The sequence below is a fragment of the Streptomyces fuscigenes genome (genome assembly GCF_021556455.1).
Classification (GTDB): Bacteria; Actinomycetota; Actinomycetes; order Streptomycetales; family Streptomycetaceae; genus Streptomyces; species Streptomyces fuscigenes.
In genome coordinates this window covers 1-12693 of sequence record NZ_JAKGCV010000139.1, presented here as the reverse complement: position 1 = coordinate 12693, position 12693 = coordinate 1, and the positions used below count along the sequence as shown (strand labels likewise).

The 12693-nt window shown below is 73.1% G+C and carries 13 protein-coding genes; 1 reads left to right on the top strand and 12 read right to left on the bottom strand.

Annotation, left to right across the window (positions count from 1 at the left end; genetic code table 11):
* The 3 genes from L1885_RS13925 to L1885_RS13915 all read right to left on the bottom strand — a co-directional run.
* Window positions 1–1396 (bottom strand): chromosome segregation SMC family protein (locus tag L1885_RS13925; protein WP_235797405.1); only part of this gene is annotated, 1396 nt, incomplete at its 3' end.
* Between the two features lie 250 nt (window positions 1397–1646).
* Window positions 1647–1862: a hypothetical protein gene (locus tag L1885_RS13920; RefSeq protein ID WP_235797404.1), complete on the bottom strand. Its 216-nt coding sequence runs from the start codon at window positions 1860–1862 to the stop codon at window positions 1647–1649.
* A gap of 400 nt (window positions 1863–2262) precedes the next feature.
* The gene (locus L1885_RS13915) at window positions 2263–2544 is read right to left on the bottom strand and encodes an acylphosphatase (RefSeq protein ID WP_235797403.1); all 282 of its coding nucleotides are present in this window, start codon (window positions 2542–2544) and stop codon (window positions 2263–2265) included.
* Between the two features lie 186 nt (window positions 2545–2730).
* Here L1885_RS13915 and L1885_RS13910 point away from each other — a divergent pair, with 186 nt between their 5' ends.
* The gene (locus L1885_RS13910; protein WP_235797402.1) at window positions 2731–3624 is read left to right on the top strand and encodes a CAP domain-containing protein; all 894 of its coding nucleotides are present in this window, start codon (window positions 2731–2733) and stop codon (window positions 3622–3624) included.
* Window positions 3625–4008: 384 nt separating this feature from the next.
* On the opposite strand, the gene mutM is transcribed toward L1885_RS13910, so the two are convergent.
* The 9 genes from mutM to L1885_RS13865 all read right to left on the bottom strand — a co-directional run.
* Complete coding sequence (gene mutM / locus L1885_RS13905) at window positions 4009–4869, bottom strand: bifunctional DNA-formamidopyrimidine glycosylase/DNA-(apurinic or apyrimidinic site) lyase (RefSeq protein ID WP_235797401.1); 861 nt, start codon at window positions 4867–4869, stop codon at window positions 4009–4011.
* 1 nt (window position 4870) lies between these two features.
* Entirely contained in the window at window positions 4871–5650 is a 780-nt protein-coding gene (gene rnc / locus L1885_RS13900) for a ribonuclease III (protein WP_235797400.1), read from the bottom strand.
* A gap of 19 nt (window positions 5651–5669) precedes the next feature.
* Window positions 5670–5843 (bottom strand): 50S ribosomal protein L32, encoded by a 174-nt coding sequence (gene rpmF, locus L1885_RS13895; protein ID WP_235797399.1) that lies wholly within the window; start codon window positions 5841–5843, stop codon window positions 5670–5672.
* A 2-nt stretch (window positions 5844–5845) separates the two neighbouring features.
* Complete coding sequence (locus tag L1885_RS13890) at window positions 5846–6496, bottom strand: YceD family protein (protein WP_235797398.1); 651 nt, start codon at window positions 6494–6496, stop codon at window positions 5846–5848.
* A 187-nt stretch (window positions 6497–6683) separates the two neighbouring features.
* Window positions 6684–7955, bottom strand: coding sequence for a F0F1 ATP synthase subunit B (locus L1885_RS13885; protein ID WP_235797397.1), 1272 nt, complete (start codon window positions 7953–7955; stop codon window positions 6684–6686).
* A 120-nt stretch (window positions 7956–8075) separates the two neighbouring features.
* A complete protein-coding gene (gene coaD / locus L1885_RS13880; RefSeq protein ID WP_235797406.1) occupies window positions 8076–8555 on the bottom strand; it encodes a pantetheine-phosphate adenylyltransferase in 480 nt (159 codons plus the stop codon).
* A 26-nt stretch (window positions 8556–8581) separates the two neighbouring features.
* A complete protein-coding gene (gene rsmD, locus L1885_RS13875) occupies window positions 8582–9187 on the bottom strand; it encodes a 16S rRNA (guanine(966)-N(2))-methyltransferase RsmD (RefSeq protein WP_235797396.1) in 606 nt (201 codons plus the stop codon).
* A 91-nt stretch (window positions 9188–9278) separates the two neighbouring features.
* A complete protein-coding gene (recG, locus tag L1885_RS13870) occupies window positions 9279–11546 on the bottom strand; it encodes an ATP-dependent DNA helicase RecG (RefSeq protein WP_235797395.1) in 2268 nt (755 codons plus the stop codon).
* Between the two features lie 26 nt (window positions 11547–11572).
* Window positions 11573–12693, bottom strand: a 1121-nt coding sequence (locus L1885_RS13865; protein WP_505016776.1) for a fatty acid kinase subunit FakA-related protein, incomplete at its 5' end; no start/stop codon positions are given.

Here is a 12693-nt window from a genome sequence, read left to right as displayed (position 1 = left end):
CGGCCTCCGCGGCGGCCAGCTCCCGGCGGGCCGCCTCGTGCTCCTCGCCCAGCTCGTGGTCGCCGGCGTCGAGGCCGTCGACCTCGGCCTTCAGCTGCTCGTACTCCTCCTGCGCGGCGACGGCCCGGTCCCGGGCCCCGTCGCGGCTCGCGGCGAGGCGGTCGATCTCGGCCTGCGCCGACGCCGCCCGGCCGTGGGCCGCGGTGACCTGCCCCTGCAGGCGGGCGAGCTGTTCGCGGCGGTCCGCGACGGCGCGGGCGGCGTCCTTGAGCCGGCGTTCCTCGGAGGCGAGTGCGCGCTCCAGCTCGAAGCGGTGGGAGACGGTGTCCTCGCGGGCCCGCTCCGCGGCCTCCAGGGCGGCCTCCAGCTCGGCCTCCTGCTCGCGGATGCGGGCCGCCTCGCGCTCCATGTCCTCGGGGTCCCGGCCGCGCCGTTCCTCGCCGGGCGCCTGGGTCGCGCTGGTGACGCGCGCGTCGGCGAGGGAGACGGTGCCGCGCACCCGCTCGGCGAGCTGCGACAGCCCGTACCACGTCTCCTGTGCGCGGCTCAGGCGCGGCGCCAGGCGCCGCACCTCGTCCTCCAGGTCGGCCTCGCGGGTCAGCGCCGTCTTGAGCCGCGCCTCGGCCTCCTCCTTGCGGCGCTTGAGCTCCGCCTCGTCCGCGACCTCCGTGCGCAGCGCCTCCTTCAGGCGTACGAGGTCGTCGGCGAGCAGGCGCAGGCGCGCGTCGCGCAGGTCGGCCTGGATGACGGCGGCGCGCCGGGCGACGGCGGCCTGCCGCCCGAGGGGCTTGAGCTGTCTGCGCAGCTCGTCGGTGAGGTCCTGGACGCGCGCGAGGTTCGCCTGCATCGCGTCGAGCTTCCGCAGCGCCTTCTCCTTGCGCTTGCGGTGCTTGAGGACGCCCGCCGCCTCCTCGATGAAGGCCCGGCGGCCCATCGGGTCGGCGTGCAGGACGGAGTCGAGCTGCCCCTGCCCGACGATGACGTGCATCTCGCGGCCGATGCCGGAGTCGGAGAGGAGGTCCTGGATGTCGAGCAGCCGGCAGGTGTCGCCGTTGATCTGGTACTCGCTGCTGCCGCCGCGGAACATGATCCGCGTGATCGTGACCTCGGCGTACTCGATGGGCAGCGCGCCGTCGGAATTGTCGATCGTCAGGGAGACCTCGGCGCGGCCGAGGGGCGGGCGGCCCGTCGTCCCGGCGAAGATGACGTCCTCCATCTTGCCGCCGCGCAGCGACTTCGCGCCCTGCTCGCCCATCACCCAGGACAGTGCGTCGACCACGTTGGACTTGCCGGAGCCGTTGGGGCCCACGACGCAGGTGATGCCCGGTTCGAACCGCAGCGTCGTGGCGGACGCGAACGACTTGAACCCCCGCAGTGTCATGGCCTTGAGGTGCACGCCGCCGGACTCTACCCGCACCGATCGTCCGTCGGCGGTTTCACCACTGAGCGTGCAGGGCACATCAGACGTTAAGAAAGAGCCCGGGGAGGATTGAAGGACGCAGTGCCGCGAGGGACTTGGGGCTCTTCGAGGGGACCCGCCACCGGGGGAGACGGAGACGAAAGAAAGAAGGGACGCCGGAGCGTCCCTTGCATTATTCTTGCCGGCGGAATGATCTCACCCGACGACGGCCCTGGCGGGCCGATGATCAGGTGAGCGCAGGCTCCTGGGAAACATCGATGTCGATGCCGTCGAGCAGCGACTCTCCAGGGTGCTGTGCGGCGGCAGCGCTCAACGCGTCGTTCTCGGACTGGATCCGTACGAGTTCGGACTCCAGGTCCTGGACACGCTGCTGAAGCCGTCGCATCTCGGCGAGGAGTCGCGGGTCGGAACCGCCGACATAACCGAGAAGCGCCTTTGCCATGATGGATGGTCCTCCACAATGAGTGACCGACCGAATGCGGTGTGGGTCGTGGTTTCGTGAGGGAAAAACGCATCCGCGTGCCCGGCAGAGAGGGTGTGATCTCTGCGGTTCTCGCTGCCGAACAGTTGGTGTGCGCGGGGCTTCCAGAGTCTCACCAAAAAGTTTGACGGTCAACACGATCACGGTCCGTGCGGGCGCGGCCTCCTGCGGCCCGGCGCTCCCGGCGCCCGGTCGCGGCCTGCTTCCCGCGGGTTCCGGCGCCCGGACCCCCGTCGGTGCGGCAGCCTCGCACGCGCGGGCACGCCCTGGCAAGCACCTGGTCACATCGGTCGAGCGGCATGCGTGCGCCGCCCCCGGACCCGCCGCACGGCCGTCCGCGCCGACGCGGAGCGACCCTTCCTCACCGGATGGCGAAGGCCTCGTACCCGCCGCGCGGGGTGTCCCAGATCTCAGTGACGCCGTCGACGCGGCCGGGCGTGTCGTCGGACCTGAGCCAGTCCAGCAGCCGGTGGCAATTCTCACGCGTCCCTTCGGCCACGACCTGCACACGGCCGTCGTCGAGGTTGAGAGCGAAGCCCGTCAGGCCGCCGATCCGCAGGGCGTTCTCCCTGGTGAACCAGCGGAACCCCACTCCCTGTACTCGGCCGCGCACCCACGCGGTGAGTCGTACATGTTCGTCCATGGACGCAAGCTAACCGTCTATTTCCTCTCAGGCCTCACCGGCCCCACACATCATGGCGTACAGTCCCGTCGCGATACGCCTCACTCGTTCGGGTGAGGCCCGTGATGCCCGAGGCGCTCAGGTGCGCGTGCGCGTCACATCGCGAGGACGTAACCCAGACACCGAGTTCACGAGGAAGGACCGCGGATGGGACGCCATGGACGCTCCGCTGCCCGGCCCGCCCCCGTTTCCGAGCAGGCTCCGGCCGGCGGCCGGCACGCGGGGGGCGAGCGCCGCAGGCGCGTGGCCGCCCCCGTACGCACCGGCCTGCTGGGCGCGTCCGCCGCGATGGCCGTGGGCGCCGTGGCCGTGGCCTCCGGGCTGATACCCGGCGGCGGCCACTACGAGGTGGGCGCGGCCGCTCCCGGCGGCGAGCAGGTGCAGACCGACGGCGGCCCGGCCGACCTGCGCCAGCAGGGCGGCGACAGCGCCTCGCCGACGGACTCCCCCGCCGGCTCCGGCGCGACGACCTCCGCGCCCGCCACGCCGAAGGCGTCGCACAGCCCCGTCGCCAAGCCGTCCCACAAGCCGTCGCCCTCGCGGAGCCCGAAGGCGCCCGCGACACCGCAGAAGAAGGTCGTCCCGACGAAGGCCCCGGTGACCAAGGCGCCCGCGCCCGCCACCACGCCCCACGTCGTCAAGGCGCCCGCGTCCTCCGCTCCCGACGCCTCGGCGGCCGCGCAGATCCTCAGCCTGGTCAACCAGGAGCGGGCGAAGGCCGGCTGCAGTCCCCTCACGGACGATCCCTCGCTCGACTCGCTCGCGCAGAACTTCAGCGACGAGATGGCCGCGCGGGACTTCTTCGACCACACGGACCCCGACGGCAAGACGCCCTGGGACCGCGCGGACGCCGCCGGCGTGAAGAGCCTCGGCGGCGAGAACATAGCGCGCGGCCAGGCCGACCCCCAGGCCGTCATGGACGCCTGGATGAACTCCGAGGGCCACCGTGCGAACATCCTGAACTGCGACTACACCCGCCTGGGCGTCGGCGTGCACTACGGCACGGGCGGCCCCTGGTGGACGCAGGACTTCGGCTTCTGAGGACGCCCCACGAACGGCGGGACCCGCCCGGGTCCTGGGTGGCCCGGTGCGGCACCGGCCGGGCCGTCCCCGTCCTTCACGCGTGCGGCCGGGACCTCCGGGCCGCGATTCCGTATGACCTGATGAGCGGGCACGCACAGCATCGCGCCCCCGACCGGACCCCGGTCGCGGGCGCAGTCGCCCGAGCGCGTCAGGCGGGCGCGAGTTCCGTCGTCTCCGGCTCGTACTCGACCGCGACGGCCGGCGCCGTCGCGTCGCCCCACGACGGGGTGAACCCGCCCGCCGCGTGGATCGCGGTACGGATGATGTGCCGGGCCCGCGGGACGGCCTCGGTCCGCCGCCCCCGGCGGCGGACCGCCGCGCCGGCCGGGTTCGCGGGGAGCGTCAGGCGCTCGTCCGCGGCGGGCGCTGGCAGCGCGGGCAGAAGTAGCTCGACCGGTTCATCCAGGGCCTGCGCCGCATCGGCGTGCCGCACCGGTGGCACGGCTCGTCCTCCCGGCCGTACGCGTCGAGCGAGCGGTCGAAGTAGCCCGACTCGCCGTTCACGTTCACGTAGAGGCTGTCGAAGCTGGTGCCGCCGACGTCGAGGGCCGCGTTCATCACGTCCCGTACGTGCCCGAGCAGCTCGACCACCGCGGGCCGGGTCAGCGTCGCGGTCGGCCGGTCGTAGTGCAGGCGGCTGCGCCACAGCGCCTCGTCGGCGTAGATGTTGCCGACGCCGCTGATGAGGGACTGGTCCAGCAGGGCGCGCTTGACCGTCGTGCGCTTCGCCCGCAGGGCGACGGGGAACGCCGCGTCGTCGAAGTCGGGGTCCAGCGGGTCGCGCGCGATGTGCGCGATGACGTCCGGGAGGCCGTCGGGGGTGTTGTCGTGCAGCGACAGGCCGCCGAAGGTGCGCTGGTCGACGAAGCGCAGTTCCGTGTCCAGCGCGTCGGCGAACCGCAGGCGCACGCGCAGGTGCTTCTCGTCCGGCGCGTCCTTCGGCCGCACCAGCAGCTGACCGCTCATCCCGAGGTGGCCGAGGACGGAGTACCCCGGATCGTCGAGCGGGAGCCACAGGTACTTGCCGCGCCGCCGGGCCGGCCCGAAGGTGCGGCCCTCGAGGCGGGCGGCGAAGTCCTCGCCGCCCGCGAGATGGCGTCGTACGGCGCGCGGGTGCAGCACCTCGGCCTCGGCGACCGTCCGGCCGCTCACCCAGCGCTCGAGTCCGCGCCGTACGACCTCCACCTCGGGCAGTTCGGGCACGTCAGTCCTGCGGAACGGAGTCCGACGCGGCAGCCCGCTCGTCCGCCGCGGCCCTGATGGCGCGCCACGCGGACTCGGCGGCCTGCTGCTCCGCCTCCTTTTTGCTGCGGCCGGTGCCGGTGCCGTACGAGACACCACCGACGCGGGCGGCAGCAGTGAAGGTCTTCTCGTGGTCGGGGCCCTTCTCGGTGACGAGGTACTCGGGCACGCCGAGGCTCTCCGCCGCCGTGAGCTCCTGGAGACTGGTCTTCCAGTCGAGTCCCGCACCGAGGTTCGAGGACTTCTCGATCAGCGGGTCGAAGAGGCGGTGCACCAGTTCGGAGGCCGCGTCGAGGCCCTGGTCGAGATAGACCGCGCCGATCACCGCTTCGAGGGTGTCGGCGAGGATGGACGCCTTGTCGCGCCCGCCCGTGCCCTCCTCACCGCGGCCGAGCCGGATGAAGGCCCCCAGGTCGAGGCCGCGGCTGACCTCGGCGAGCGCTCTCGCGTTCACCACGGCGGCGCGCAGCTTCGCGAGCTGGCCCTCGGGCAGGTCGGGGTGGATGCGGTACAGCGTGTCCGTGACCACCAGCCCGAGCACCGAGTCGCCCAGGAACTCCAGGCGCTCGTTGGTGGGCAGTCCGCCGTTCTCGTAGGCGAAGGAACGGTGCGTCAGCGCACGCACCAGAAGGGCGGACTCAAGGTGATACCCGAGCCGCCCTTCCAGAAGCGTGTGGGACGAGGCTGTGTGCACGGTGTCTGTCTGCTTCTTTGCGTTCTTGTCCGCGGACAGGTCAGACATTGAGCCTCTCACCAGCCGCTCAGACCTCGATGACCTGGCGCTTGTTGTAGGTGCCGCAGCTGGGGCACGCGATGTGCTGCAGCTTCGGCTCCTGGCAGCGCTCGCACGACACCAGGTTGGGGGCCACAGCCTTCCACTGCGACCGGCGGTGGCGCGTGTTGCTGCGCGACATCTTCCGCTTCGGAACAGCCACAGCTACTTCTCCTGCTTCTCGTCGGCGGCACCGGGTGTGGCACCGTCTGTGTACTCGATGGAGTCCTTCTCGCCGTCCTTGACGGTCTCGGCGAGTCCTTGCAGTGCCGCCCACCGGGGGTCGACGGCATCGTGGTGGTGCCCGGGCTCGTCCGCCAGCCTGACCCCGCACTCGGGGCACAGGCCTGCGCAGTCCTCCGTGCACAGCGGCTGCATCGGCAGTGCGAGCACCACCGCGTCGCGCAGCACCGGTTCGAGGTCGAACAGGCCGTCCTCGATGAAGAGCCTGTCGTCGTCATCCTCGGCGTCGTCGCCGGGCTCCGCCTTGGGGCGGCCCCGGTCGTCGGCGTCGTGGTACGAGAACAGTTCCTGGATGTCCGCCTCGACCTTGCGGCTCAGCGGCTCCAGACACCTTACGCACTCCCCCTCGGCCGTGGCACGGGCGGTACCGGAGACCAGCACGCCCTCCATCACCGATTCGAGCCGGAGGCTCAGCTCGACGGGGTTTCCCTCGGGGATCCCGATGACGTCGGCCACGCCGAAGTCCTTGGGAGCCGGGACCGACCGGGTCAGCCGCTGGAGCGCACCGGGTCGCCGCCCCAGCTCGTGCGTGTCGAACACGAGGGGGTTGCGGTGGTCGAGGCGCGCGTTCACAACCGTCCCTGCCTTCAGCTGATCGGGATGTCACCGAGAGGGCTGCCGCCGGTGTCCCCGTGGAGCGGGCGGGACGTTCGGACCGGGCGGTCCGGGCGGGCAGCCGTGATCGCGACACGTGTGCGCGACCGAAGGACCAGGATACCGGTAGCGTGCCGCAGGACCCAATCCGGTCCCCCGGCCGTGGTCAGCGGCCCTCTTCGTACCGCCGCAGGGCCTCCATGTCGATCATGCTCGTGTCGAAGAAGCTCGTCTCGTCGAGCGCCGCCTGGCCCTGCTGCGACGGGTCGTGCTGCTGGTGGGACGCGTCGTGCTGCTGCCCGGGGTCCTGCTGCCAGCCGTAGCCCTGGCCGTCCTGGCCGTAGGCGTCGGGGTGGGCGCCCTGCGCGGCGGGGTCGTAGCCGCCCTGCTGGTAGGCGTACGGGTCCTGCTGCTGGTAGCCGTACGCGTCCTGCTGCCCGTAGCCGCCGTAGCCCTGGTCGCCGCCGTAGCCCTGGCCTGTGGCCTGATAGCCGCCCGCCGCGTCGCCGCCCGTGCCGTCGGGGTTCATGCCGTGCACGGCGCCCATGTCGTAGGACCCGGTCTCGTAGCCGGTCCCCGCGTAGCCGCCGTCCTGGTAGGGCTGCTGGGCGTTCGCGGGGATCATCGGCCGGTCCTCGGCCGCGGCGGGCTCGGCGGCCGGCTCGACGGCGCGCGGGGCGGGCCGTTCCCGGGCGGGCGGCCTGATGTCCGCGAGGTCGGAGAGGAAGTCGGACTCGCCGAGGCCCTGGCCGCCGGACGCGTCCTGGGCGGCCATGTGCGCGCCGAGGTCGTCGGTGGCGATGCGGCCGTGCAGCTTCTGCCGGCCGCGGCCGACGGCCTCCAGGGTCTTGGAGAGCACGGCCTCGAAGGCGCCGAGCTTGACGTCGACGTAGTCGTCGGCGCGCCGGATCAGGGTGCTCGGGTCGTCGCTGTACTCGGGCGCGTCCGGGTCGTCGTCGTAGCCCGCGCCCTCACCGTCCGGGCCCTCGCCGGGGGTGCGGCCGAGCAGCTTCTCGCGGCCCCGGTCGACCGAGCCGATCGTCTTGGTGAGGACGACCTCGAAGTTGGCGAGCTTGGAGTCGACGTAGTCGTCGGCCTCCGCGCGGATCTCCTCGGCGTCGCGGCGGGCGTCGGAGAGGATGCGGTCCGCCTCGTCCTGCGACTGCCGGGCGACGACGGTGTCGGAGATCAGCGCCGAGCGCTGGGCGTGCGCCTCCTGGATGATCCGGTCGGCCTCCTGGCGGGCCTGCGCGGCGAGCTGCTCGTGGCCGCCGATCACCTCCTCGGCCTGCGCCAGCGAGCCGGGCAGGGCGGAGCGCACCTCTTCCAGCATCGCGAGCAGTTCGGCGCGGTTCACCACGCACGACGCCGACATGGGCATGGACCTGGCGTTCCCCACAGCGTCGACGATCTCGTCGAGCTTCTTCTGCACGTCCACCGTGTGCTCGCCTTTTCTCAACCGGATTACGAGAGGGACGCAACGACTGTACGACCCGCGGGGCGGGGGGCGACACCGGGTGAGGGCCCTTGCCCCGCAGGGCGGTTGGGCCGTGCGGCCTCAGCGCTCCGCGAGCCGTGCGACGAGCGCCTCGTGCACCACCGGCGGCAGGAGGTGGGAGACGTCGCCGCCCCAGGTCGCGACCTCCTTGACGAGCGAGGAGGACAGGAAGCTGTAGGTCGGGTTGGTGGGGACGAACAGCGTCTCGACGCCGGACAGGCCGTTGTTCATCTGCGCCATCTGCAGCTCGTAGTCGAAGTCGCTGACGGCGCGCAGCCCCTTCACGATGGCGGGGATGTCGCGTTCCTTGCAGAAGTCGACCAGCAGGCCGTGGAAGGACTCGACCTCCACGTTGCCGAACTCGGCGGTCGCCCGGCGGATCAGGTCGATGCGCTCGTCGACGGTGAACAGGCCCTTCTTGGACATGTTGATCATCACGGCGACGTGGACGACGTCGTAGAGCCGGGACGCGCGGGCGATGATGTCGAGGTGTCCGTTGGTGATCGGATCGAAGGATCCGGGACAGACGGCGCGGCGCAATGGGGTCTCCTCGCTCTCCGGCGGTGTCATGACGCGGCTGCTGCGGACGCGGGCCCGGCGGCTGCCGGTGCGGCCGCCCTGCCGTGCCACAGTGTGCCCTCGCCGTAGCGGCGGGAGCGCACCGGCTCGAAGCACTCCGGCCAGCCGAACGTGCCGCCCCTGGTGCTGCGTTCAACGGTGACGACGGCGCCGTCCGCAAGCCACCCCTGGCGGCCGAGTGTGAGCAGGATCTCGCGAAGATCGGCGTCGGACACGTCGTAGGGCGGGTCGAGGAACACGACGTCGTAAGGGTCGCCCGGGGCGCTCTCGCGGACGACCTGCTCGGCCTTGCCCGTCCGCACGTCCGCGCCGGGCAGGCCGACGGCCCGGGCGTTCTCGCGCACCGTGCGGGCGGCCCTGCCGTCGGCCTCGACGAGCAGGGCGTGCGCGGCGCCGCGGGACAGGGCCTCGAGTCCGACGGCGCCCGATCCGGCGTACAGGTCGGCGACGCGGGTCCCGGCGAGGGTCCCGAGCTGCGACTCCCAGCTGGAGAAGAGGCCCTCGCGCGCCCGGTCCGAGGTGGGCCTGGTGCCGTTGCCCGGCGGCACGGCCAGCCGGCGTCCGCCGGCGGCACCGCCGATCACGCGGGTCATGGGTGTCGTTCCTCGGTTCGTCGAAGCCCTGCTGGTCGCCTCCCACGATATGGCGTGCCGCCGCTCCGGGCAGCGCCGCCCCCGCCCGCGGTCAGCCCTTGTCGAGGTAGCGCTCCCGTTCGGCGTCGAGGAGGGCGTCGAGCGCGGTGCGCAGCTCCGGGTAGCCCTCCAGTTCGGGGTCCCGCGCCACGACGGCGGCCGCCTCCTCGCGGGCGGCGGCGATGACCTCCTCGTCCTCGATTACGGCGAGCATCCGCAGGCTGGAGCGCACGCCGGACTGCGCCTGGCCGAGGACGTCGCCCTCGCGGCGCTGTTCGAGGTCGATGCGGGAGAGCTCGAAGCCGTCGAGCGTCGCGGCGACCGCGCCGAGCCGGGCGCGCGCGGGGCCGGCCTCCGGGGCGTCCGTGACCAGCAGGCACAGCCCGGGGGCCGAGCCGCGGCCGACGCGGCCGCGCAGCTGGTGCAGCTGGGAGACGCCGAAGCGGTCCGCGTCCATGATCACCACGGCCGTCGCGTTGGGCACGTTGACGCCGACCTCGATGACGGTGGTCGCGACCAGCACGTCGGTCTCGCCGGCCGCGAAGCGGCGCATCACCGCGTCCTTGTCGTCGGGGGCCATCCGGCCGTGCAGGATCTCCACCCGCAGCCCCGCGAGGGGCCCCGCGGCCAGTTGCGCGGCGACCTCGACGACGGCGAGCGCGGGGCGCTTCTCGCCTTCCTCAGCCGCTGCCTGCTTCTTCGCCGCGGCCTTGGCGGCCTTGCCGCTGCCGCCGCCCTCGTCGGGCTCGTCGCCGATGCGCGGGCACACCACGTACGCCTGATGGCCCGCGGCGACCTCCTCGCGCACCCGGTCCCAGGCCCGGGCGAGGAAGTGCGGCTTGTCCGTGGCGGGCACGACATGCGTCGCGATCGGGGAGCGGCCCGCGGGGAGCTGGTCGAGGACTGAGGTCTCCAGGTCGCCGAAGACCGTCATGGCGACCGTGCGGGGGATGGGCGTGGCCGTCATGACCAGCAGGTGCGGCGGCTGCTTGCCCTTCGAGCGCAGCGCGTCGCGCTGCTCGACGCCGAAGCGGTGCTGCTCGTCGACCACCACGAGCCCGAGGTCGTGGAAGCGGACCTTGTCCTCGATGAGCGCGTGGGTGCCGACGACGATCCCGGCCTCGCCCGTGACGAGGTCGAGCAGCGCCTGCCGGCGGGCCGCGGTGCCCATGGAACCGGTCAGCAGGACGACCTTGGTGGCTTTCTCCGCCGCCCCGAGCGTCCCGCCCTGCGCCAGTTCCCCCATCATCTCGGTGATCGAACGGTGGTGCTGCTGGGCGAGCACCTCCGTGGGGGCGAGCATGGCGGCCTGGCCGCCCGCGTCCACGACGGCGAGCATCGCGCGAAGCGCCACCAGCGTCTTGCCGGAGCCCACCTCGCCCTGCAGCAGGCGGTGCATGGGGTGCTCGCCGCCCAGCTCGGCGAAGATCTCGTCGGTGACCTTCACCTGGCCCTCGGTGAGCGTGAAGGGCAGGCGGGCGTCGAAGGCGTCGAGCAGCCCGCCCGCCACCGCCCTGCGCGGCACGGCGGGCAGCTGCCCGTCCGCGTGCCGGCGCCGGGCGAGCGCGACCTGGAGCACGAACGCCTCGTCCCACTTGAGCCGTTCGCGGGCGTCCTCGATGTCGGCCTTCGACTGCGGCCGGTGCACCTTGTGCAGCGCCTCGGGCAGCGAGGTGAGGCCGCGGCCCGCCCGAAGCGCCTCCGGCAGCGGGTCGAGGGCCTCGGCGGCCCGCGGCAGGACCAGGTCGACGGCCTTGGCGATCTTCCAGGACTCCAGGCCCTTGCAGGCGGGGTAGATCGGGAGCAGCTTGCCCGCGAACGCGTCCACCGCCGCGGCGTCGGCGTCGGCCCCGGCGCCGTCGGCGGGAGGCGCTCCCTCCGCCTCGGCACCCCCCGCGGGCCCGAGCGTCACGTACGTCGGGTGGGCGAGCTGGAGCTTGCGGTTGAAGACGGACACCTTGCCCGCGAACATGGCGCGGCTGCCGGGCTGCAGTTCCTTGTGCGGTTTGTGGATGCCCCGGCCGAAGAAGACCAGCTGGAGCCGGCCGCTGCCGTCGGTGAGGGTGATCTCCAGGCGCTGGCCGCGGCCGCCGTTGAAGCGCAGCACGCGGGAGTCTGCGACCTCCGCGACCACCGTGACGTCCTCGTCGAGCGGGAGGTCGGCCAGGCGCGTGAGCCGGCCCCGCTCCTCGTAGCGGCGCGGATAGTGATGGAGGAGGTCCCCCACGGTGTGCAGGCCCAGTTGCTCGGCCATCACCTTCGCGGTGGGCGGGCCGAGTGTCTTCTTGAGGGGTTCGTCAAGCGCGGACACGTCGTCCATTCCACACCACGCCTCGGACATCGGCGTCATTCGACGCCGATGAGGAGCGGCGCCGTCCGTCCGCCGCCCCGGTGCACGACCGTGTCGACGGCCAGGTGGCCGCCGCGCACATGGGCCTCCAGACCGTCGGCGAGGGCGTCCGGCACGTCGTCGCCGAGGACGAGCGTGACGAGTTCGCCGCCCGCGGAGAGCATGCGGTCGAGCACGGCCGCCGCGGTGGCGGCGAGGTCGGTGCCGATCACCGCGATGTCCCCGTCGATCAGGCCGAGGACGTCCCCGGCCTGGCAGATGCCGGCGGTGGTCCAGGCCATGCGCTCGGCGATCGCGAGTTCGCCGTAGCGGGTGGCGCCGGCCGCCGACGTCATGGCGACGACGTCCTCGTCGAAGCGCCGCTCCGGCTGGTGGACGGCGAGCGCCGCGATGCCCTGGACGGCGGCCCGGGTGGGGATCAGGGCGACCCGCACCCCCTCGGCGCGGGCCTGGGCGGCCGCGGCGGCCGCGGTGTGGCGCAGTGCGGGGTCGTTGGGCAGCAGCACGATCTCGCGCGCGTGCGCCCGCCGGATCGCCTCGACCAGTTCGCCGCTGGCCGGCGGTTCGCCCGCGTGGACGAGCAGGGTGGTGGCACCCGCCTGCCCGCACAGACCCGCGAGGCCCTCGCCGGGGACGAGGGCGACGACGGCGCGCTGCGCCCGCTCCCCGCCCGGGGCCGGGTCGTCCGGGGAGGGGCCGCTCCCGTGCGGGGCCAAGTGGCTGACGCGGATCCGGTACGGGCGGCCCGCCTCGATGCCCGCCTCCACGGCGGCGCCCGCGTCGTCGGTGTGCACGTGGACCTTCCACAGTCCCTCGCCGCCGCCGACGACGAGGCAGTCGCCGAGCGCGTCGAGCCGGTCCTTCAGCCGGTCCACGGCGCCGGATCCGGCTTCCAGCAGGTAGATCACCTCGAAGGCGGGACCCCCGCCCGGCGCCTGTCCGGCGGGGCAGTCGGCGGGTTCGCCCGCCTCGGACGCCGCCGGGCGGCGGCGGGGGGCCGGCACGGCCGGGGCGTGCCCGGTGACCGTCTCCATCAGGGCGCCGAGCACCGTGAGCAGCCCGAGGCCGCCCGCGTCCACGACGCCCGCACCGGCGAGGACGCCGAGCTGGCCGGGGG